The organism is Actinomadura sp. WAC 06369 (genome assembly GCF_003947565.1).
Lineage (GTDB): Bacteria > Actinomycetota > Actinomycetes > Streptosporangiales > Streptosporangiaceae > Spirillospora > Spirillospora rifamycini.
On sequence record NZ_QHJN01000069.1, the window covers coordinates 1 to 20,161 of the forward strand.

Annotated in this window: 20 protein-coding genes and 1 riboswitch; of the genes, 9 read left to right on the forward strand and 11 right to left on the reverse strand. The window is 73.8% G+C overall.

Translation table 11 applies throughout. The annotated features are described in order from the left end of the window. Positions 1-168: 168 nt before the first annotated feature. From DMH08_RS19730 to DMH08_RS19745, 4 genes are all read right to left on the reverse strand, one after another. Positions 169-645, reverse strand: coding sequence for a GNAT family N-acetyltransferase (locus DMH08_RS19730; protein WP_233617695.1), 477 nt, complete (start codon positions 643-645; stop codon positions 169-171). Positions 646-833: 188 nt separating this feature from the next. After that, the gene (locus DMH08_RS19735) at positions 834-1,391 is read right to left on the reverse strand and encodes a copper resistance CopC family protein (protein ID WP_125616750.1); all 558 of its coding nucleotides are present in this window, start codon (positions 1,389-1,391) and stop codon (positions 834-836) included. Continuing rightward, the gene (locus tag DMH08_RS19740) at positions 1,388-2,101 is read right to left on the reverse strand and encodes a YcnI family copper-binding membrane protein (protein WP_026403212.1); all 714 of its coding nucleotides are present in this window, start codon (positions 2,099-2,101) and stop codon (positions 1,388-1,390) included. Before DMH08_RS19740 ends, DMH08_RS19735 begins: the two co-directional genes overlap by 4 nt. Positions 2,102-2,183: 82 nt before the next feature. Further along, positions 2,184-2,831 carry an MFS transporter gene (locus DMH08_RS19745; protein ID WP_233617696.1) on the reverse strand — a complete coding sequence of 216 codons (648 nt, stop codon included), beginning with the start codon at positions 2,829-2,831 and terminating at the stop codon, positions 2,184-2,186. A gap of 93 nt (positions 2,832-2,924) precedes the next feature. Continuing rightward, positions 2,925-3,151: riboswitch (cobalamin riboswitch) on the forward strand. A gap of 93 nt (positions 3,152-3,244) precedes the next feature. Here DMH08_RS19745 and DMH08_RS19750 point away from each other — a divergent pair. The 7 genes from DMH08_RS19750 (at position 3,245) to DMH08_RS19780 (ending at position 10,244) form a co-directional block, all read left to right on the forward strand. Further along, positions 3,245-5,524 (forward strand): ribonucleoside-diphosphate reductase subunit alpha, encoded by a 2,280-nt coding sequence (locus DMH08_RS19750; RefSeq protein WP_125616753.1) that lies wholly within the window; start codon positions 3,245-3,247, stop codon positions 5,522-5,524. Continuing rightward, positions 5,521-6,525, forward strand: coding sequence for a ribonucleotide-diphosphate reductase subunit beta (locus DMH08_RS19755; RefSeq protein WP_233617697.1), 1,005 nt, complete (start codon positions 5,521-5,523; stop codon positions 6,523-6,525). The genes DMH08_RS19750 and DMH08_RS19755 overlap by 4 nt, the downstream gene beginning before the upstream one ends. A 77-nt stretch (positions 6,526-6,602) precedes the next feature. Beyond that, a complete protein-coding gene (locus DMH08_RS19760; protein ID WP_051300854.1) occupies positions 6,603-7,430 on the forward strand; it encodes an SMI1/KNR4 family protein in 828 nt (275 codons plus the stop codon). Positions 7,431-7,504: 74 nt separating this feature from the next. Further along, positions 7,505-7,699 carry a hypothetical protein gene (locus DMH08_RS19765; protein WP_034518514.1) on the forward strand — a complete coding sequence of 65 codons (195 nt, stop codon included), beginning with the start codon at positions 7,505-7,507 and terminating at the stop codon, positions 7,697-7,699. Positions 7,700-7,819: 120 nt separating this feature from the next. Then, positions 7,820-8,425 (forward strand): superoxide dismutase, encoded by a 606-nt coding sequence (locus DMH08_RS19770; RefSeq protein WP_125616756.1) that lies wholly within the window; start codon positions 7,820-7,822, stop codon positions 8,423-8,425. Positions 8,426-8,665: 240 nt separating this feature from the next. Beyond that, a complete protein-coding gene (locus DMH08_RS19775) occupies positions 8,666-9,079 on the forward strand; it encodes an acyl-CoA thioesterase (protein WP_026403207.1) in 414 nt (137 codons plus the stop codon). A gap of 37 nt (positions 9,080-9,116) precedes the next feature. Beyond that, on the forward strand, positions 9,117-10,244 hold the full coding sequence (locus DMH08_RS19780; RefSeq protein WP_125616759.1) for a zinc-binding dehydrogenase: 1,128 nt from the start codon (positions 9,117-9,119) through the stop codon (positions 10,242-10,244). Here the strand turns inward: DMH08_RS19780 and DMH08_RS19785 are convergent. Both DMH08_RS19785 and DMH08_RS19790 read right to left on the reverse strand, forming a co-directional pair. Next, on the reverse strand, positions 10,231-11,649 hold the full coding sequence (locus DMH08_RS19785) for an amino acid permease (RefSeq protein WP_125616762.1): 1,419 nt from the start codon (positions 11,647-11,649) through the stop codon (positions 10,231-10,233). The two genes, DMH08_RS19780 and DMH08_RS19785, sit on opposite strands and share 14 nt — an antisense overlap. Positions 11,650-11,777: 128 nt before the next feature. Beyond that, positions 11,778-12,209, reverse strand: a complete 432-nt coding sequence (locus DMH08_RS19790; RefSeq protein WP_125616765.1) for an SgcJ/EcaC family oxidoreductase — start codon at positions 12,207-12,209, stop codon at positions 11,778-11,780. A 265-nt stretch (positions 12,210-12,474) separates the two neighbouring features. Between DMH08_RS19790 and DMH08_RS19795 the strand changes: the two genes are divergently transcribed. Both DMH08_RS19795 and DMH08_RS19800 read left to right on the forward strand, forming a co-directional pair. Next, positions 12,475-13,374, forward strand: a complete 900-nt coding sequence (locus tag DMH08_RS19795) for a hypothetical protein (protein ID WP_125616769.1) — start codon at positions 12,475-12,477, stop codon at positions 13,372-13,374. 272 nt (positions 13,375-13,646) lie between these two features. Next, positions 13,647-14,042: a hypothetical protein gene (locus DMH08_RS19800; RefSeq protein WP_125616772.1), complete on the forward strand. Its 396-nt coding sequence runs from the start codon at positions 13,647-13,649 to the stop codon at positions 14,040-14,042. 4 nt (positions 14,043-14,046) lie between these two features. Here the strand turns inward: DMH08_RS19800 and DMH08_RS19805 are convergent, their stop codons facing one another. From DMH08_RS19805 to DMH08_RS19825, 5 genes are all read right to left on the reverse strand, one after another. Then, positions 14,047-14,676, reverse strand: a complete 630-nt coding sequence (locus tag DMH08_RS19805) for a GyrI-like domain-containing protein (RefSeq protein ID WP_125616775.1) — start codon at positions 14,674-14,676, stop codon at positions 14,047-14,049. Next, entirely contained in the window at positions 14,673-15,236 is a 564-nt protein-coding gene (locus tag DMH08_RS19810; protein WP_125616777.1) for a PadR family transcriptional regulator, read from the reverse strand. Before DMH08_RS19810 ends, DMH08_RS19805 begins: the two co-directional genes overlap by 4 nt. A 38-nt stretch (positions 15,237-15,274) precedes the next feature. Further along, complete coding sequence (locus DMH08_RS19815; protein ID WP_125616779.1) at positions 15,275-18,904, reverse strand: NACHT domain-containing protein; 3,630 nt, start codon at positions 18,902-18,904, stop codon at positions 15,275-15,277. Positions 18,905-19,025: 121 nt separating this feature from the next. After that, on the reverse strand, positions 19,026-19,463 hold the full coding sequence (locus DMH08_RS19820; RefSeq protein WP_026403199.1) for an iron chaperone: 438 nt from the start codon (positions 19,461-19,463) through the stop codon (positions 19,026-19,028). 68 nt (positions 19,464-19,531) lie between these two features. Further along, positions 19,532-20,155: a glyoxalase gene (locus tag DMH08_RS19825; protein WP_125616781.1), complete on the reverse strand. Its 624-nt coding sequence runs from the start codon at positions 20,153-20,155 to the stop codon at positions 19,532-19,534. Positions 20,156-20,161 lie beyond the last annotated feature (6 nt).

Genomic DNA, 20,161 nt, shown 5'->3' on the forward strand with positions numbered 1-20,161 from the left:
GTCGTGCGGCGGCGCCGTTGGTGGGTTGCGTGGTTGGAAGGGCGTCACGGTGACGGGGCGGACGTCGGGGGGTCGGCCGTGATCAGCGCCGCCTGCGGCCGCGTGCGAGGTGTCGCGTTGCGCGACCGGGGGCGCGGGGCCGGCGCTTGGCGCCGGTCCCGCGCGGGGTCAGGCGGTGCCGTACCGGTCGGTTTCGCCGTCGGTGCCGAGGCGGCTCAGGCCGGCCTTCTCCAGCACCCGGACGGACGCCGCGTTCGCGGGCTCGACGCCCGCACGGACCGTCCGGACGTCCGGCTCGGCCAGCGCGAACGCGACGATCGCGCGGGCTGCTTCGGTGGCGTAGCCGCGGTCACGGCGGGACGGGACGACGCCGTACCCGAACTCGACGGCGCCGTCCGTCGGCGGCAGGAACAGGCCGATGGAGCCGACGACGAGGCCGGTGCTCCGCTCGACGATCTGCCGGTGCCCGCGCGCGGCGGCGGGGTCCGGGGCGGCGGCGAGGAGGCCGGCGACGACGCGGTCGCCGTCGGCGGGGAAGTCCGGCGCCCAGCCGGGCCGGCGGCCGCCGGACGCGGCGGCGGCGACGTCCGCGGACGGCCACGGGCGCAGGATCAGCCGCTCGGTGAACAGGGGGGATGTGGACACGCGACGCTCCAGGAAAGGTCGATGGGGCGTCCGGGCCGCGCGCTCAGGCGGCCCGGACGAGGGCATGGCTGAGGAACATGGCGCGGGCCATATTCATCGACCTCCCTTGTCGCGGTGCGGGGACACAAGCTAGCAGCCGACCGGGTGATCGGTGCGACTCCGTGATCACCCGGTCGGCCGTGCGCCGGTCAGTCCTGCGGGCCGCTCTTCGAGCGGCGCAGCCACGCGACGCCGCCGGCGACGACGGCGACGGCGAGCGCCCCGAGGCCGACCCACAGCCAGGACGCGGACGTGCCCTCCGGCTCGGACGTCGACGCGGGCGACGACGCCGGGGCCGGGGCGGCCGCCGACGGGTCGGCCGTCTCCGCGGGCTCGGACGGGGCCGCGCCCTCGACGGTGAACTCGAACGTGCCCGAGATCGGGTGCCCGTCCGGGGACACCGCGCGCCACCCGACCGTGTAGACGCCGTTCGGCAGCGGCGCCTTCAGCGCCTGCGTGACGTCGTTGTCGACCGACTGCGGTTCGCCGGTCTCGTGCCGCGCGTCCGACTCGTCCGTCACGACGACCTGCGGCAGCGTCACCGGGTTCGCGAAGGTCAGGACGATCTCGGACGGCGGCGCGACGGTCGCGCCCTCCTCGGGGTTCGAGCCCGTCAGGGCGGTGTGCGCGGAGGCGGGCGCGGCGAACGCGAGCGCCGCCGCGAGCGTGAGGACGGCCGCGAGGGCGGCTCCGAGCGCGCGCCTCATGCCCGGCTCCGCGCCCGCGCCAGGCCGAACCCGCCGATCGCGATGCCGACGGCCCCGGCGCCGATGCCGACGCCGCCGAGCAGCCGCGCGGTGCCGTCCGCGCCGTCCGCGTCGCCGGTGTCCGCGGCGGTCGCGGTCAGTTCGGCGTCCGCGCCGTGTCCGGAACCGGACGCGGCGGGCGTCAGCGCCAGGACGGGCGCCGGGTGCTCGGGCTCGGCGCCGTTCTCGGGCGTCGGCTGGTCCCAGTCGACGACCTCGCCGCCCTCGTAGGTCTGCGCGGCCTTGAACATCATCTGGTCGGTGCCGGTCGGCAGCGGGCCGAACGACACGTCGAACTCCTGGAACTGTCCGGGTTCGATCTTCCCGCCCGTCCAGGTGATGCGGGTGACCGCCTCGGTGATCGTGCCGCTCTCGGTCTTCACCGGCTGCGGCAGCTTCGTCTTCTCCGTCTCCACGTCCCAGCCGGGGACGGGGCGGACGGACACCGACCGGAGCGGGTGCTCGGCCGGCAGGTCGATCTGGAGCTTCGTGGTGGCGGCGTCGTCGCGCTCGTTCGGGACGCGGAAGGACACCTTCGCCCACGAGCCCTGCTCGGCCGCGTCGGGGTTCACGGTGACGTGCGCGGACGCGGCCGTGGCCAGGCCCACGAGTCCGGCGGCGCCCAGGACGGCGACGACCGCCGTGCGCCGGGCGTGCGGGATGAGGGACATGTCGGGACTCCGTTCGAGGAGAAGCGTCGGGACCGGATCGCCGGTCGGCGTCCGGTGCGTCCGGCGCCCGCCCCGTCCCGCCTCAGCGGGGGGCGAGCGCCCTCGAACGGACGGGCGGTCCCCGCCGGACGACCTGGTGCCGGAGCGCGCGGCCGACGGCCGGGACGACCGGCGGCGCGGCGGCGGGGACGCGCGGGGCGGGCGCGGGCGGCCGGGCGGTGAGCAGCGCGAGGAGCAGCCGGATCGGACGGTCGGCGGCCGCGGCGATCCGCCGGGCCAGCGTCCACGCGGCGCGTTCCCCGCGCCACAGCCAGCAGGCGGCCAGCAGCGCGGCCGCCGCGTGCGCGAGCGTCATGCCGCAGCCGCCGGAGAGGACGGGCCAGGCGGGGTCCGCCGCGGTCGGCACGGCGTGCCCGGTGTGTCCGGCGTGCCCGGCGGCGGCGCCCGCCGTCGCCGCGACGGTCGCCTTCGTGAACAGCGCGTGCAGTGCGAACTGGCCGCCGAGGAGCCCGCCCGTGATCGTCGGGAGCGACCGCTCGTGCCCGGCCAGCAGCAGCGTGACGGCGAGGACGGCGCCGAACCCGGTCACGACCGCCCAGCCGGGTACCGCTTCCCGCGCGGCGAGCGCGTGCCCGGCCGTCGCCAGCGTCACGCACACGGTCGCGAAGACGACCGCGCGGGCGGCGCGGAACAGCGGGTGCGGTGGGCGCGGGAGCATGACGGGACCCATCGTCTCACTCCTTCCGGCGATCGTGAACCCACCCCCGCCCTCACCGACACGCCCAACATCTTGGGGTTGCACATCAAGGTCAAACTAGATGTAGGGTTCGAGTCCCGTGCTGGTTCGCCCCCGCCGTCCGCGGCGGGGGCGTCGCAAGAGGGAACCCGGTGCGAATCCGGGACTGCCCCGCAGCGGTGAGCTGGAACGACCGCCGTCACGAAGCACTGGACCGCGCCGCGGTCCGGGAAGCGACGGCCAGTAGGTCGCGCCCTCCTCCGGGAGGCGCGGTGCCCGCGAGTCCGAAGACCTGCCAGCGCGCGTTTCGTCCGGGCCTCGCGGGCAGGCCGCCGGACGGGCCCGCGGCGTGCCGCCGTGCCCGTTCGCGTGCCCTCGTGAGGCCGTCTCACGAGGGGAGAGAGCACGTGACACAGCAACTCGCGCGCCCGGCGGCGGGCATCGCCGCCGAGGTCGAGCGGGCCTGCGCCGGGGTGCCGGGGGCCGACCCCGGGCGCGTCCTCGCGGCCGTCCGGTCGGCGGACGGGCTGGACGCCGCCGCCCTGCGGGACCTCGCGATCGGCGAGGCCGCCGCGCTCGTCGCGGCCGACCCCGGCTACGGGAAGGCCGCCGCGCGGCTGCTCGCCGCGAAGATCGCCGAGGAGGCCGCGGCCGGGGGAGCGCAGACCTTCTCCCGGTCCGTCTCCGCCGCGCACGCCGCCGGGCTGCTCGGCGACGAGCCCGCCGCGTTCGTCGCCGAGCACGCCGCCGAGCTGGACGCGCTCGTCGACGACGCGGCCGACGACCGGTTCGAGTACTTCGGCCTGCGCACCGTCTACGACCGGTACCTGCTGCGCCACCCGAGCACCCGGCTCGTCCTGGAGCGCCCGCAGCACTTCTTCCTCCGCGTCGCGTGCGGCCTCGCCGACACGGTCGCCGAGGCCGCCGAGCTGTACGGGCTGCTCAGCGCCCTGGCGTACCTGCCCAGCTCCCCGACGCTGTTCAACTCCGCCGCGCGCCGCCCCCAGCTCTCGTCCTGCTTCCTGCTCGACTCGCCCCGGGACGAGCTGGAGTCGATCTACGAGCGGTACGGGCAGGTCGCGGCGCTCAGCAAGTACGCGGGCGGCATCGGGATCTCGTGGACGCGGGTCCGGTCGCGGGGCTCGCTGATCCGGGGGACGAACGGCCACTCGAACGGGATCGTCCCGTGGCTGCGCACGCTCGACGCGTCGGTCGCCGCCGTCAACCAGGGCGGCCGCCGCAAGGGCGCGGCCTGCGTCTACCTGGAGCCGTGGCACGCGGACGTCGAGGAGTTCCTGGAGCTGCGCGACAACACCGGCGAGGACGCGCGCCGCACCCACAACCTGAACCTCGCGAACTGGGTCCCGGACGAGTTCATGCGCCGCGTCGAGGCCGACGGGGTGTGGTCGCTGTTCGACCCGAAGGAGGTCCCGCACCTCACGGACCTGTGGGGCGAGGAGTTCGACGCCGCGTACCGGGCCGCCGAGGCCGCGGGCGGGTACGTCCGGCAGGTCCCGGCCCGCCGCCTGTACGGGCGGATGATGCGGACGCTCGCGCAGACCGGCAACGGGTGGATGACGTTCAAGGACGCCGCGAACCGCGCCTGCAACCAGACCGCCGAGCCGGGCCGGACCGTCCACCTGTCCAACCTGTGCACCGAGATCCTGGAAGTGACGGGCGACCGCGAGGCGGCCGTCTGCAACCTCGGGTCGGTGAACCTCGCCGCGCACGTCACCGCCGCGGGCGTCGACTGGGAGCGGCTCCGCGCGACCGTCCGCACCGCCGTCCGGTTCCTCGACCGCACCATCGACCGCGGCTTCTACCCGACGCCCGAGGCCGCGACGGCGAACCGGACGTGGCGTCCGATCGGGCTCGGGGTGATGGGCCTCGCCGACGTCTTCTTCACGCTGCGCCTCCCGTTCGACTCCCCGGAGGCGCTCGCGCTGTCCACCCGGATCGCCGAGGAGATCGCGCTGGCCGCGTACGCGGCGTCCGCCGACCTCGCCGAGGCGCACGGCCCGCTCCCGGCGTACGCGGAGACCCGGACGGCCCGCGGCTGGCTGCACCCGGACGCGTTCGCGCACGCGGCGCCGTCCCGTCCGGACGACTGGGCGGCGCTGCGCGCCCGCGTCGCCGAGGTGGGGCTGCGCAACTCGCTGCTGGTCGCGATCGCGCCCACCGCGACGATCGCGTCGATCGCGGGCTGCTACGAGTGCATCGAGCCGCAGGTGTCGAACCTCTTCAAGCGCGAGACGCTGTCCGGCGAGTTCCTGCAGCTCAACGCGTACCTCGTCGACGACCTGAAGTCGCTCGGGCTGTGGACGTCCGAGGTGCGGGAGGCGATCAAGCGGGCGAACGGCTCGATCCAGGGCATCGTGGACCTGCCCGAGGAGATGCGGACGCTCTACCGCACCGCGTGGGAGCTGCCGCAGAAGGCCCTGATCGACCTCGCCGCCGCCCGCACCCCCTACATCGACCAGTCGCAGTCGCTGAACCTGTTCATGGAGACCCCCACGATCGGGAAGCTGTCGTCGATGTACGCGTACGCGTGGCGCAGCGGCCTCAAGACCACCTACTACCTGCGGTCCAGGCCCGCGACCCGGATCGCGCAGACGACCGTCGCGCCGTCCGGCGCCGCGGACGCCTGCTCCCTGGAGAACCCGGAGACCTGCGAGGCGTGCCAGTGACGAACCTGCTCCTCGACCCCGGCATGGACCTGACCCTGCGTCCCATGCGCTACCCCGACTTCTACGAGCGGTACCGGGCCGCGATCCGCAACACCTGGACGGTCGAGGAGGTCGACCTCGCGTCCGACCTGGCCGACCTCGCCCGCCTCACGCCGGCGGAGCTGCACCTGGTGAACCGGCTCGTGGCGTTCTTCGCGACCGGCGACTCGATCGTCGCGAACAACCTGGTGCTGAACCTGTACAAGCACGTCAACGCGCCGGAGGCCCGGCTGTACCTGTCGCGGCAGCTGTTCGAGGAGGCCGTGCACGTCCAGTTCTACCTGACCCTCCTCGACACCTACCTGCCCGACCACGACGAGCGCGCGAAGGCGTTCGCGGCGATCGAGCACATCCCGTCCATCCGCGCGAAGGCCGAGTTCTGCTTCCGCTGGATCGACTCCCTCGGCTCCCTCGACGAGCTGCGCACCGCCGCCGACCGCCGCGCGTTCCTGCTGAACCTCATCTGCTTCGCCGCCTGCATCGAGGGCCTGTTCTTCTACGGCGCCTTCGCGTACGTGTACTGGCTGCGGTCGCGCGGGCTGCTCAACGGCCTCGCGTCCGGGACGAACTGGGTCTTCCGGGACGAGAGCCTGCACATGGACTTCGCGTTCTCGGTGGTCGACACCGTCCGGGCGGAGGAGCCCGGCCTGTTCGACGACGCGATGGCGGCCCAGGTCGTCCGGATGCTGGAGGAGGCCGTGGACGCCGAACTGGCGTTCGCGCGCGACCTGTGCGGCGACGGCCTGCCGGGCATGAGCGCCGACGACATGCGCGGCTACCTGGAGTACGTCGCGGACCGGCGGCTCGCCCGGCTCGGCATCCCCGCCCGCTACGGCACCCCGAACCCGTTCGCGTTCATGGAGCTCCAGGACGTCCAGGAGCTGTCGAACTTCTTCGAGCGGCGGGTGTCGGCCTACCAGATCGGGGTGGAGGGCGCCGTGGCGCTCGACGAGGAGTTCTGAGAGCCTTCGTCCCCGGCGCGGGGGCGGTGGTTCGCGGCCCGTGGCGCGATGTCGGCGGCGGGTGCTTGGGTGCCCCCATGGACTCGGAGGAACTGCTGGCGACCGTGTACGGCCTCCTGGAGGCGGAGACGGGCGACCTGACGTGCGATCAGCCGGGCCACCGGGACGGCCACACGTGCGTGCTCGTCACCGACGGCGGCATCCTCGTCCCGGACGACAGGCTCACCGAGCGGTACAGCCGCGTGTACTGGCGGGACGCCGAGCCGCCCATGGCGCTTCCGGAGGGCTGCGACTGGGACTCCGCCTGGGCGCGCGGCAGGCGGGCGGTCGCGGTCGGGCAGGACGCGGACGACCGGATCGTCGTCGCCGTCGCGCGCCGGACGGTCCCGGAGTTCGTCGAGCCGCCCGCGGAGCTGCCGTGGCCGGAGCGGCTGCACGCGCTCACGGGCGGCCCGCCGGAGCCGGTCCCCGCGCCCGACTGGGCGGCGGTCGAGGGGCGGCTCGGCGCGCCCCTGCCGGGCGACTACAAGCGGCTGGTCGAGCTGTTCGGCTGCAAGGGCGCGTTCAACGGGTTCTACGTGGTGTTCCCTCCGGACAAGCTGATCTGGCACACCGAATACGGGTTGGAGCTCGGTGGGGAGCACCCGCCGTTCCCGGCGCCGGGCGGGCTGATCCCCTGGTCGAACAACGAGCACGAGCAGACGTTCTGCTGGATCACCGAGGGGGACGACCCCGACCGGTGGCCCGTCTACGCGGTGGACAGCCTCGACGAGGGCACCCGGTTCGACTGCACCGCCGCGGAGTTCCTGTACCGGGCGATGACCGAGGAGGGGCACCCGTTCCACCTCGCCGCGGAAGGCCCGCGCGGGCACTGGTTCAAGGCGTCCCCTCCTTCGAAGCCCTGACGTCCGCGCCAGGTTCCGAACTTTCCTGTGCGGGCACTCGTTGAAGCATCGAGGCTAGGCCGAGGAGGAAATCGATGCCTCTCATCGACCGCATCACGAAGTTCCTGCGCAGCCCGCAGGGCCAGAAGGCGCGCGCGCAGGTGCAGCGGGCCGCGCGCGACCCGCGCAACAAAGCCAAGATCCAGCGTCTGCTCGCGAAGTTCCGCGGCGGCGGGCGCGGCACCGGTGGGCACGGTCCGGGCGGGGCCGGTGGTCATCGAGGGTACTGACACGGCAGGACGGCCGAGCAGAGGCCCGCTCCCGGGGTTCCCGGGGCGGGCCTCTGCTCTTGCGATCTCATTGGTGTTGCTTGATGGACGTAACTGCAACATGTTTGCAATAGTGGCGCCATGGCCGACTACACGCTTCCCGACCTCCCCTACGACTACGCCGCCCTCGAACCCGCCATCACCGGCGAGATCCTGGAGCTGCACCACGCCAAGCACCACGCCGCCTACGTGAAGGGGGCCAACGACACGCTCGAGAAGCTCGCCGAGGCGCGGGACAAGGAGCAGTTCGGCGGGCTGGTCGGCCTGGAGAAGACGTTCGCGTTCAACCTCTCCGGGCACGTCCTGCATTCGATCTTCTGGGACAACCTGTCGCCCGACGGCGGCGACCGCCCGGACGGGGAGCTGGCCGCCGCGATCGACGAGCACTTCGGGACGTTCGACGCGTTCCGCAAGCAGCTCACGGCGGCGACGTCCACCGTGCAGGGCTCCGGCTGGGGCGTGCTCGCGTGGGAGCCGCTCGGGAGGCGGCTCGTCGTCGAGCAGGTGTACGACCACCACGGCAACGTCGGCATGAACACGACGCCGCTGCTGGTCTTCGACGCCTGGGAGCACGCGTACTACCTGCAGTACCGCAACGTCCGCCCGGACTACGTCGAGAAGCTGTGGTCGCTGGTGGACTGGACGGACGTCACCGCGCGGTTCGACGCCGCGCGGGGCTCGTCCTGATCCCGTAGACGGCGGCGCCCGGACGCGGGCCCGCCCGGAGGCGGCGTTCACCCGGCCGGGATCGTGCTCAGAACCTTTCCTCGCGGCCGGGTGAGCGCCGCTTCCCCTTGCCGGGGGCCGGGGCGGGGCGGGGGCGCGGTTGGGCGGGGGCACAGCGCGCACCCGTCCGGCACCTTGCACGGTCACCGTTCCGGAGGCCCGATGCCGCGGCACACCCGCGCCGACCATAGGGTTTGCCCCATGACCGGCGAGTACCTTTTCTGGGAGAACGTCCCCACGCGGTGGAAGGACAACGACGTCTACGGGCACGTCAACAACGTCGTCCACTACTCGCTGATGGACACCGTCATCAACGAGTGGATGATCCGGACCGCCGGGTTCGACCCAGTCGCGTCGCCGTCCATCGCGCTCTGCGTCGAGTCGCACTGCGAGTACAAGGCCGAGGTGTCCTTCCCCGACACGATCAAGGTCGGGATGCGCATCGGGAAGCTCGGCACCTCCAGCGTCCGCTGGGAGATCGGGATGCTGCGCGCGTCCGACGGCGCCCTGATCGCGCAAGGGCACTTCGTGCACGTGTTCGTCGACCGGACGACCCGCCGCCCCGTCCCGATCGCCGGTGCCGTCCGCACCGAGATGGAGAAGCTCACCGTCTGAGGACGGCCCGAACCCCGACCGTGAACGGAGAACCCGCATGACCGCGACGCGCACCGCCGTCCTCGTCGAGTCAGGACGCCCCGCCCCCTACGCCGACTCGCGCCCGCTGGAGGTCGCCGAGCTGCGGCTCGACCCGCCCGGTCCGGGGGAGCTACTGGTGCGGGTCCGCGCCGCGGGGCTCTGCCACTCCGACCTCTCGGTGATCAACGGCTCCCGGCTCCGCCCGCTGCCGATGGCGCTCGGGCACGAGGCCGCGGGCGAGGTCGTCGAGGCGGGCGAGGGCGCGGAGTTCGCCCCGGGCGACCACGTCGTGCTCGCGTTCGTCCCGGCCTGCGGGCACTGCGAGCGCTGCGTCGCCGGACGTCCCGCGCTGTGCGGGCCCGGCGCGCGCGCGAACGGCGCGGGCACCCTGCTGAGCGGCGCGCACCGGTTCGCCGCGCCCGACGGCACCCGCCCGAACCACCACCTGGGCGTGTCCGCGTTCTCGGAGTACACGGTCGTGTCGTCGCGCTCGGCGGTGAAGGTCGACCCCGATCTGCCGTTCGACATCGCCGCCCTGTTCGGCTGCGCCGTCCTGACCGGCGCGGGCGCCGCGCTCTACAGCGCGGACGTGAAGCCGGGCGACAGCGTCGCCGTCCTCGGGCTCGGCGGCGTCGGGCTCGCCGCGCTGCTCGCCGCGAAGGCCGCGGGTGCCGCGACCGTCGTCGCCGTGGACGTCGTCGAGCACAAGCGCGACCTCGCGTCCCGCCTCGGCGCCACCCACGCCGTCGCGGGCGGCCCGGACGCCGTCGAGGCGATCCGGGACGCCACCGGCGGCGGCGCCGAGAAGGTCATCGACACCACCGGCGTCGTGCCCGTCCTGGAGCAGGCGTACGCCGCGACCCGGCCGGGCGGGACGACCGTCACCGTCGGCCTCCCCGACCCGGGCAAGCCCGTGACGCTGCCCGCGCTGAGCCTCGTGGCGGAGGAGCGGACGCTGAAGGGCAGCTACCTCGGCTCGTGCGTCCCGCGCCGGGACGTCCCGCGCTTCATCGGCATGTACCGGACGGGGAACCTGCCGGTGGACGCGCTGCTGTCCGACCGCCTCACCCTCGACGACGTCAACGCCGGGTTCGACCGGCTGCACAGCGGCGAGGCGGTCCGGCAGGTGATCACTTTCGGTTGAGCAGGGAGTGCCGGCGGCTGTAGAGGAAGTAGACCGCGCACCCCAGCGCGAACCAGGCGCCGAACCGCGCCCACGTCTGCCACTGCAGGAACGTGATCAGCCACACCGAGAACACGACGCCGACCAGCGGCACGACCGGCATGCCCGGCGTCCGGAACTCGCGGGGGAGGTCCGGGCGCCGGTACCGGAGGACGACGACGGCGATGCAGACGACGATGAACGCCAGCAGGATTCCGATGTTCGTCAGCTCCGCCGCCTCCGCGATCGGCAGGAACCCGGCGATCAGCGCCGAGCCGATCCCGACGATCCACGTGATGCGGGTCGGGACGTGCCGGACCGGGTGCGTCTTCGCGAACCACCGGGGCAGCAGGCCGTCCCGGCTCATCGAGAACCACACGCGGGTCGCGCCCATCATGAACGTGAACAGCACGGTCAGCACGCCGAGGATGGCGCCGACCGCGATGACCGCGCCGACGGCCTCCAGCCCGACCGAGTCGAACGCGGACGAGAACGCGGCCTCGCCGTCGATCTCGCGGTAGTCGACCATCCCGGTCAGCACCAGGCACGCGAGGACGTACAGGACCATCGCGATAGCGAGCGACAGCAGGATCGCCTTCGGCATGTGCTTGCGCGACTCCCGCGACTCCTCCGCCGCCGTAGAGAGGGCGTCGTAGCCGAACACCGCGAAGAAGACGGTCGCCGCGCCGGTGAACGCGCCGCCCCACCCGAACGGGAAGAACGGGTCGTAGTTGTCGGACTGGATCTTGAACACGCCGACGACGACCACGAGCAGGACGATCCCGACCTTGAGGTACACGAGCGCGGTCTCGAACCGCGCCGCGTTCTTCATCCCGAGGTTCAGCACCCACGCGATGAGCAGGCACAGCAGCACGGCGAACAGGTTCACCTTGTAGCCGCCGCCCGCGACCCCGTCCGGTTCGGTGCCGGGCGCGCCGCTCATCCACAGCGGCAGCTCGACGTTTATGAATTCGAGCAGGTCGTTGAAGTACCCGGACAGCCCGATCGCGACGACCGCGACGATCGCCGTGTACTCCAGCAGCAGGTCCCACCCGATCGCCCACCCGGCGAACTCGCCCAGCACCGCGTACCCGTAGGTGTACGCGGACCCGGCCTTCGGGATGAGCCCGGCGAACTCGGCGTACGAGAACGCCGCCGCGGCGCTCGCGATCCCCGCCACCAGGAACGAGATGAGCACCGCGGGCCCGGCCTTCTCGTTCGCGACCGCGCCCGCGAGGGAGAAGATGCCCGCGCCGATGATGCCGCCGACGCCGATCGCGGTGAGCTGCCACAGCCCGAGCGTCCGGCGCAGCCCGGACGTCTCGGTCTCGTCCTCGATCTCGTCGATGGGCTTCCGGCGGACCATTCCGCGCAGCACCGTCGTCATGCGGCACCTCCTCGACCGGAGGAGTCCCTTCCCGGCGTGATCAACGCCGAACCGGGCGCCCCATAACGATCGGGCCTAAGCCCTGTAAGGGAAGAAACCTTCCCTTACAGGGCCCGGGCGGGCGCGGGTCAGGACGCCGCGGGTTCGACGGCCGTGTTCTGACCGGCGACGATCTTCCACCCGTCCGGCCCCCGCGCGATCACGTACAGCGTCGCGCCGTGCGCGCCCTCGACGGGCGCGCCCGCGGCGTCCGTCGGCTGCTGCGCCACGTTCACCGCGATCACCTCGGGTGCGATCTCCAGCATCTTCACGACGTCGTAGCGCGCGAACGCGTCGCTGAGGAAGCCCTTCATCGCGGGGGCGCTGAACTCCTCGATCGCCGCGCGCCCGTCCAGCCGGGTCCCCATCGCGTTCGACCAGGACGTCCGTTCGGCGAACTGCGCGGCGAGCGCCGCGGCGTCCTTGGTGTTGAACGCCCGCTCCAGCGCCTTCACGACGCCCGTCACCGCGGCCCGCGTCTCGTCCGAGACGTCGCCCACCAGAAGAACGTTGTCAGCCATATCCGTGCCTTTCTCTCAGGAGCGGCGGTGATCACCGCCGGGCACCAGCCAACAACCTCGACCAAGGTCGAGGTCAAGGGCGCCGGGATGACGACCTGCGCTGCGGAAACCCGGCGGCGCTCCGGCGGCCGTCGTACGCGGGGCGTGCGCCCGTACGACCGGGGTCCCGAACGGCGTCCGGGCGGTTACATCCGCGGGTACTGCCGGACCGCCGAACCCGACTCCTACCGTCCAGAGCACGACGCCCCCCGACGAAGGAGTCCCGATGAAGCACGCGAAGATCCTGGGCATGGCCGCTGCCGCCGTGGTCGGCGCCACCGCGCTGCAAGCCCCGGCGCCGCAAGCCCCGGCGCAGGCCGCCCGCACCGCGCCGGTCATCGAGATCGAGGCCCGCGACGGCGGGTTCACCGCGCCCGCGACGCACACCGCCGGCCCGACGTCGTTCCGGGTCACCACCACCGCGACCGCCGAACTCGGCAGCATGATCGGACTCGTCCGGCTGCACCCCGGCACGTCCCCCGCGACGTTCGCCGACCGCCTCGGCAAGGTCTTCTCCGACGACCCCGAGGTGGCGGTCCCCGCCGGGAACGCGCTGATGGACGAGGCCGACCTGCTCGGCGGCGCGCAGGCCCACCCCGGACGGGCCACGACGTTCACCGCCCGCCTCCGCCCCGGCACCTACTACCTGGTCGACTACCTCGATTTCGAGGACGGCGCACCGCCCGGCCCCGAGGCGCTGCACGCACTGACCGTCCGGCGCGAGCGGCACCGCGGGCACGCGCCCCGCCCCGGCGCGTTCGTCGGCATGTCCCGGACGCCGTCCGGCCCCCGCTTCCACGTGGCGCCGCGGCTCAGGGCGGGCGCCCCCATCCTGCTGACGAACCGCATGCGGCAGGTCAACGAGGCGATCTTCGTGCCCGTCCGTCCGGGGACCACCCGCGACGACCTCCAGGAGTTCTGGGACGCGGCGGAGAGCGGCGAGTGGATCGAGCCGCCGTTCGCGGGCGACCCGGTCGGCACCCCGCCGCTGTCGCACGGCACGTCCGTCATCCTCCAGGCGCCCCTGGAGCCCGGCGAGTACGCGCTGATCACCTGGGTGACCGACCTGACCGACGGCCGCCCCCTCGGCGCCAAGGGCATGCACGCTCTCGTCACCGTGAAGTGAGCGCCCGCACGAGCGCTCCCACCGCCTCCTGACCACCGGGGGCGACCGAGGTGCACTCGGTCGCCCCCGCACCCGCGCGCACCGGGCCGTCGCCCCGCTAAAAGATCTCGAAAGGGGCGGAGCGGCAGATACGTTGGATCCTCACGTCGGCGTGAGAGGCGACGCGGAGTGGCGGTGATCATTTGCACGCGGCCCGCGACCGGCTCGACGGACCCGTCGGCTCCGCCCCCCCGCCTCGACCCCGTCGCCCCGTCCGACTGCGAGAGGGTGACATGACGGACCCGGAGTTCGACGCCGAGGCGTCGACGGCCGCGCTGACGGCGGTCGGGGAAGCGATCGTCGGCAACGCCGAGTACCAGGACGGCTGGGCCGCGCTGAGCCTCGTCGCGACGTTCGGCGGCGGCACCGAGTCCATGTTCGGGTACGTGTACTTCGACGACGGGTCCTGGGAGGCCCGCACCCCGAAGGGGTGGGACGTCCTGGACGGCCTCGGCGCCCTGCGGGAGGCGATGGCCGTGCCCGGCGAGCCCGGCTGGAAGGCGTGCCTGCTCCAGCTCAGGCGGGCCGACCTGCGGCTCGGCATCGACGTCGAGTACGACGACGCCGAGCGCTGGAAGGTGCGGCCGGACGACCTGGAGCGCTCGGTGGAGCGGCTGCGGCCCGCCTGACCCGTCAGTCCGCCGGACGGACGGGCTGGCGGAGGACCGTCCGCCACTTGGCGGGCTCGGTGCGGCGGTGGTCGCCGAGGTAGATCTCGTGGTGGTGCCCGGCCATCCGCAGCCCGTTCGCGGCGAGGTACGTGTCGTGCAGTTCGGCGAGGACGGGCCCCTCGTCGTCGTACGGGCCGACGTGCAGCACCTGGGCGCACGTCCCTTCGTGCAGGGTCTCGTGGCGGACGTCCTCGATGGTCGGGAGCTTCTTCTTCGCGAGCGCGGCGGCCCTGGCGGCGTCGATGAGGTCCGCGGTGATCCAGTCGGGCTGGCTGATGAGCATGCGCCAGCTCCAGGCGTCCTTCTGCCGGGCGACGAAGACCTCCGGGCGGTCGGACCACCACAGCCCTTCGAGCGGCCCGACGACGAAGTCGCGGTCCAGCTCCCGCTTGCTGGTGAACTTGATCGTGTAGGCGACGGAGTAGAGGGCCTCGACGGCGCGCGCGTAGTCGGCGCTCGTGTTGGGGTCGCCGTGCCCGTCGACGGCGAGGAACTGCTGCGGCGGCACCTCGACCAGCTCCCAGCCGGTGTTCCTCGGCGCGTAGAACCGCTTGAGCTCGCGCTTGACGTCGTAGCGGGTGACCGTGGTCATCGCCGGTCTTCCTTTCCGGTGGCTGCGTCGCCGAGTTCCGCCCGGTAGCCGTCCAGCCAGCGCCGTTCGGCGTCGAGCTGGCCCAGCGAGTAGTCGAAGATCGCCCGGACGAACGGGGGCGTTCCGGGCTGGGCGTCGCGGGCCGCGCGGACCGCGGCGATGCGCTCCGCGAGTGCCGCGGCCCGCCGGTCGAGCGCGTCCCGCACCCGGCCGGGCTCGATGACCGGCTGGTTCGCCAGGCCGACCAGGACGGGCGGGTGCACCGGCCGCAGGTCGGCCAGCGCCGCTTCGGCGGCCCGTGCGCACGTGCGCCGCCCCTCGTCCGTCGGCCCGTACACCCGGCGCGCCTTGCCGCGCGCCGGGCGCTCCGCCGCGACCTCGGTGATCAGACCGCGGTCGCGGAGCCGGGTGAGCAGGTAGTAGATCGAGCTGAACCCGATGTCGGTCCACTCGCGGACGCCGCGGGCGGCGATGACCTCCTCCAGTTCGTAGCCGTGCCGCGGCTTCTCCACGAGCAGCCCGAGCAGCGTCAGCTCGGCGGGCGTCGGTTCCTCGGCCATGGCGACTATCCTAGTACTAGGACAATCGGTCGTGCGGGTCAGGTGCGGACGAGCAGGAGCAGTTCGCCGTCCGGCTGTGGTTCCTCGTCGCGCGCCTGGAGGGTGATCAGGCCGCGGACGGCCCTGGTGAGGAGGGCGGCGATGTCGTCGTGGCCGGTCTCGCGGAGCATGACGGCCGCGGCGAGCAGCTCGATGCGGGCGCAGCCGAGGTCCTCGCCGTCCAGCGGCAGCAGCCGGGACAGCAGCGGCTCCACCAGCGACCGGGCGTGCAGGACGAGCCGCGTCGCGCCGGACAGCCGCTCGGTGGGCGCCTGCGCGAGGGCGGACGGTTCGGCCAGCAGGCCGCACGCCTCCCGCAGCAGGGCACCGACCGGCTCGGGCCCTCGCGACTCCGGCTCGGCGGCGACGGCGGCGAGGAAGGCGCCGAACCGGTGGACGGTGTCGTGGTCGCCGGCGGGCGGCCATGCGGCCAGGAGGTGCCGGTAGGCGGCCACGAGATCCCGCCGCCGCTCGGTGCCGGTCGCCATGGCGCTTCCGCAGAAGACGCGGTCGAGCGCGGTCGCGGCGGCGGACACCTGGCCGGTGGCCTCCAGGTCGTCGGCGCCGGCGAGCCAGGCGTCCAGCAGGCGGTCCTGCACGAGGACGGGGTGGAGCTCGCGGCCGAGGTCGAGGTCGAGGCCGGGGACGCGGACCCGGTGCCGGTAGCGGCCGTTCACCAGGGCCTGCGCGGAGTCCCGGACGAGTTCGTCGTCGACGTCGTCGACGTGGACCCGCAGGAGCGCGCGGACCCGGGGGACCGCGAGGTCGAACTCGCGGACGCGGTCGAAGTCGTGCACGAAGCCGAACCCGCGGGCCCGGTTGCGGAGGCGGAGGCGCAGCCGGTCCAGGAGCCCGTCGAGCAGGCGGGCGACGGCGCTGCTCCCGCCCGCCCCCGCGACGAGGCGCCGCGTCGCCTCCCGCAGGACGGCGATGTCGTCGGCGAGCGCGGACATGTCCGCGGTGCGGGCTCTCGTGCCGTGGCGGCGCGCCAGCTCGACGGTGTCCTCGAGCGCCCTCACCAGGGCGTGCGGCGTCTCGGGGGCGAGCAGGCGCGGGGACAGCCGGTCGAGCGCGCGGACGCGGTCGACGGCCGCGCCGACCAGGCGGTCCTCGTCCGCGAGGCGGTAGGCCCGGTCGGCGGCCCAAGCCTCGTTGAGCGCGGCGTCGAGGTCGGGATCGAGGACGACGGAGGCGCCCAGGAAGGCGGCCGTCCGGCGCGCCGTGTCGATGTGGCGCGCGAAGGCGAGCGCGCGGGGACGGTGCAGCCGGGAGGGCCGCGGTGTCTCGACGGCGTCCATGGCGAAGGCCAGTTCGCGCGCCACGGCGAGCGTGAGGAAGACCTGCAGGACGGGACCCAGGTCGTCGGTCTCCTCCTCGGGCCCCTCGCTCACGACCCTCGCGAACAGCTCCGCGTACGCCTCGACGCGGGAGGGGTCCGGGGGAGCGAGGGCGAGGCGCAGGAACGACGCCGTCGGCTCGAAGTCGAGCAGCAACCGGGACCGCACCTGCTCGACCGTCGGTGCGTGCGGCCACGGGACACCTGACGGGACGTACCGCAGGACGTCGGTGTCCGTGCGGACCCAGACGCAGCGGCCCTCGGTGCCGGACACGAGGCCGATCGCCGGGTCGTCGAGTTCGTCGCGGGTCGGCAGCCGGTAGGTGGTGCCGTCCTCGAACAGCCCGTTGAGCCACGTGACGAACCGGTCGGCGTCCTCGGCCCACGTGCCCGCGACCGGTTCGCCGGGCGGGCGGTCGTCCAGGTGCTCGGGATGGTGGCGGCCCTCGGCGCGTTCCGACTGCAGGAACAGCGCGTACAGCTCGTGCGTGACCGGACGGGCGCAGACGGCGGTGTCGTCCGTCAGCCGGATCGTCTCGCGGAGGGCGCGGGCGGCCTTCACCGCGGTGATCAGCCGCTGCCGCTCGGGGTCGTCGCCGGAATCGCGGACGAGCATGTCCTCCAGCGACGCGCGGAGCGCGGGGTCGAGGCTGCGGGCCTCCTCCGCGCAGTCGAACGCGAGGGCGAGCGCCCGCGCCGTCCCGGACTCCAGGCAGGCCGCGACGACCGGGGACGCGTCGGCGTCCGCGGCCCACAGGAGCGTCGCCTCGCGCCACCACGGGTCGTCGACGCCGTCGACGAGTTCGGCGGGGCGGTCGCCGAGCAGCGCGGCGCCGGCGAGGTACTCCTGCAGGGTGAGGTGCGCGAACGCGTAGCGGCCCTGCTCGCGCTCGACGAGCAGCCCGCTGCGGCCGACCTCGGCGAGGAAGTCCTCCGGGGCCAGGCCGGCGGCCGCGCGCCGCACGTCGCCGTCGATGGCGGCGCAGGCGTCCGCGACGCTGATGTCGCGGACCTTGCGGCGCATCATCGCGAGGGCGAGCCGCTGCACGATGTGCTCCTTCTGCGGGCCGCGCAGGCCGGTGCGGTCGGGGAGGCCCTTCTTCTCCTGCCGGCGGTGCACGAGGACCTCGCACATCTCGCCGTACAGGGCGGCGCGGCTGCCGGGGAGCGCGTCCCGGTACCGGTGCACGTTGGCGATCATGGTGAGCAGGAGGGGGTTGGCGGCCAGGTCGTAGAGGGCGGGCCGCTCGCGGATCCGGCCGATCAGGTCGTCGGCCTTCTGCCCGGCCTGCTGCTGGACGCGCCTGCCGGTCGTCCCCTGCGCCCGGCACTCGATCGCGTAGTACCAGTTGTGCAGGAACCGGCCGATCTGCTCGCCGGTGAAGCGGCGCACCTGCAGCACGTTCACCGACGGCAGCGGGTTCGACAGGTAGCCGTGCGGGCGGGACGTCAGCAGGACGTGGTTGCCGGGGAAGCGCTCGATCTGCCGCCGCGTCCAGGCGACGACGCGGGCCCGCTGGTCCGCGTCGGCGACCTCGTCGAGGCCGTCCAGCATGACCAGGCAGCGGCCGCGGTCGAGCTGCTGCCGGATCCACGACGCGGGCACCCGCCCGGCCGTCCAGCCCGCGGCGGCGGCGACCTCGGCGAGGTCCGGGGGCTCGTCGGCGAGGATCATGCCCGCGTGGTCGCGCAGGTACAGCAGCACCGGGAGGCGGGCGCGGCGGGACGAGCGCTCCCACGGCCGGGGCCGCCGGCAGAGGTCGAGCGCGGTCTCGCGCATCAGCGTCGTCTTGCCGGAGCCGGGGCCGCCGATGATCGCGAACACCCGCCCGCCGCCGTCGTGCAGGAAGGACGACAGGGCGCGGCGCTCGCCCGCCGCGCCGGCGGGCCGCCCGAGGTGGCCGAGGTACGGTTCGCCCGCGGTGTCCTGGAGCGGCTGCGGCGCCAGGCTGACCTCGACGTACACCTGCCGGAGGCCGAGCGCGAACTCGCCCTGGGTGGCGATGCCGACGGTCTCCATGTCCGCGACGCTGGCGCGGAGCTGGCGCAGGTACATCCGGCGGCGGCCCCGCGGGCGGCCGCCCGCCGCGGCACCGCCGAGCGGCGCGCCGGGGGTGAGCACCTCGGCGTACAGGGCGCCGATGACGGCGAACGCCCACGCCACGTACAGCCAGTTCCAGCTCAGCCTGCCGTCGTCCAGCACCTGGTTGGCGGTGACGGCGCACCCGAGGACGAACGAGGCGAGGGCGACGACGCGCGCGATCGTCCGGGCGGGGCTCACGGTTCTGTCCACGCCGCACATTCAACGACGATTCGGGCCGGTTCGACGAGGGTTCCGGCGGACGGACGGCGCCGGGCGAGCGGCGCGCGCTCACCCGGCGGGTGCTTCGGCCGGTCCGTCCGGCGGGGGCGGGTCAGCCCGCCGCCCGCTTCACCAGGTCGGCGATCCGCTCCTCGACCTCGGGCGTCACCTCGGTGAGGGCGAACGCCGCCGCCCACATCGGGCCGTCGTCGAGCAGCGCCGCGTCGTTGAACCCGAGGGTGGCGTAGCGGGCCTTGAACTTCTCCGCGCTCTGGAAGAAGCAGACGACCTTGCCGTCCCGGGCGTAGGACGGCATCCCGTACCAGAGCTTCGGGGCGAGGGCGGGCGCGTGCTCGGTGACGATGGCGTGCACCCGCTCGGCCATCGCCCGGTCGGACTCCCGCATCTCCGCGATCTTCGCGAGGACGTCCCGGACGGCCTCGGCGGCCTTCTCCTCGCGCGAGGCGCGGCGCGCGGCCTTCTTCTGCTCCGCCGCGTGCTCCTTCATCGCGGCGCGCTCCTCGGCGGTGAAGCCCTTGTAGTCGCTCATGGTCCGGTCTCCTTCTGTCTGTCGGTTCGGGTTCTGTCGATTCGGGGCGCGGCGGGTCGGGGGCGCGGTCAGGCGCGGTCGCGGACGGGCGCGGGCTCCCACGCGAAGCCGTCCGGGTCGGTGCAGGGCTCGGCGCCGCCGACCAGCACGAGCCGGTGCGAGCCGCTGCCCTCCTGGCCGACGCCGGTGTCCTTGGCGAGGGCGCGGCGCGGGTAGAGGGCGAGCGTGACGGCCGACGACGGGGTGTCGAACTCGGCGTACTTGCCGCCGAAGCTCTTCCCGACGGCCAGGCCCCGCGCGACGTAGAACCGCTTGCTGGCCTTGACGTCGGCGACGCCGAGCAGCAGCGCGACCTGGTCGATCTCGGGGGCCGCGGGCGCGGAGTCCTTCTTCTTCGAGGACGCGATCTTGCAGATCGTCCCGTCCGGTGCCTGGATCACGCCGCCGTAGCCCCAGAACGACTTCGCGGCGGGCTTGAGGACCGTGGCGCCCGCGTCGACGGCGGCGGCGACGAGCGCGTCGACGTTGCCGGGCTGGGACGCGACGAGCGACAGCGCGAACCCGCGGAAGCCGGTCGTCGGCTCGGCGGAGGCGCGGACGTCCACGTACGGGGCGAGGCCGGCGGCGGCGTAGAAGGCTTCCGCGGCGGCGGTGTCGGCGGCTTCCAGGGTGACGGACTCGAACGAGGTCATGGCGTG

Excerpts from the sequence above, each read along its gene's own strand:
- DMH08_RS19740 (WP_026403212.1), bottom strand. The coding sequence starts at position 2,101 with ATGTCCCTCATCCCGCACGCCCGGCGCACGGCGGTCGTCGCCGTCCTG.
- DMH08_RS19745 (WP_233617696.1), bottom strand. The coding sequence starts at position 2,831 with ATGGGTCCCGTCATGCTCCCGCGCCCACCGCACCCGCTGTTCCGCGCC.
- DMH08_RS19760 (WP_051300854.1), top strand. The coding sequence starts at position 6,603 with ATGGACTCGGAGGAACTGCTGGCGACCGTGTACGGCCTCCTGGAGGCG.
- DMH08_RS19825 (WP_125616781.1), bottom strand. The coding sequence starts at position 20,155 with ATGACCTCGTTCGAGTCCGTCACCCTGGAAGCCGCCGACACCGCCGCC.
- DMH08_RS19800 (WP_125616772.1), top strand. The coding sequence starts at position 13,647 with ATGACGGACCCGGAGTTCGACGCCGAGGCGTCGACGGCCGCGCTGACG.
- DMH08_RS19770 (WP_125616756.1), top strand. The coding sequence starts at position 7,820 with ATGGCCGACTACACGCTTCCCGACCTCCCCTACGACTACGCCGCCCTC.
- DMH08_RS19735 (WP_125616750.1), bottom strand. The coding sequence starts at position 1,391 with ATGAGGCGCGCGCTCGGAGCCGCCCTCGCGGCCGTCCTCACGCTCGCG.
- DMH08_RS19785 (WP_125616762.1), bottom strand. The coding sequence starts at position 11,649 with ATGACGACGGTGCTGCGCGGAATGGTCCGCCGGAAGCCCATCGACGAG.
- DMH08_RS19775 (WP_026403207.1), top strand. The coding sequence starts at position 8,666 with ATGACCGGCGAGTACCTTTTCTGGGAGAACGTCCCCACGCGGTGGAAG.
- DMH08_RS19790 (WP_125616765.1), bottom strand. The coding sequence starts at position 12,209 with ATGGCTGACAACGTTCTTCTGGTGGGCGACGTCTCGGACGAGACGCGG.
- DMH08_RS19780 (WP_125616759.1), top strand. The coding sequence starts at position 9,117 with ATGACCGCGACGCGCACCGCCGTCCTCGTCGAGTCAGGACGCCCCGCC.
- DMH08_RS19765 (WP_034518514.1), top strand. The coding sequence starts at position 7,505 with ATGCCTCTCATCGACCGCATCACGAAGTTCCTGCGCAGCCCGCAGGGC.
- DMH08_RS19805 (WP_125616775.1), bottom strand. The coding sequence starts at position 14,676 with ATGACCACGGTCACCCGCTACGACGTCAAGCGCGAGCTCAAGCGGTTC.
- DMH08_RS19810 (WP_125616777.1), bottom strand. The coding sequence starts at position 15,236 with ATGGCCGAGGAACCGACGCCCGCCGAGCTGACGCTGCTCGGGCTGCTC.
- DMH08_RS19795 (WP_125616769.1), top strand. The coding sequence starts at position 12,475 with ATGAAGCACGCGAAGATCCTGGGCATGGCCGCTGCCGCCGTGGTCGGC.
- DMH08_RS19820 (WP_026403199.1), bottom strand. The coding sequence starts at position 19,463 with ATGAGCGACTACAAGGGCTTCACCGCCGAGGAGCGCGCCGCGATGAAG.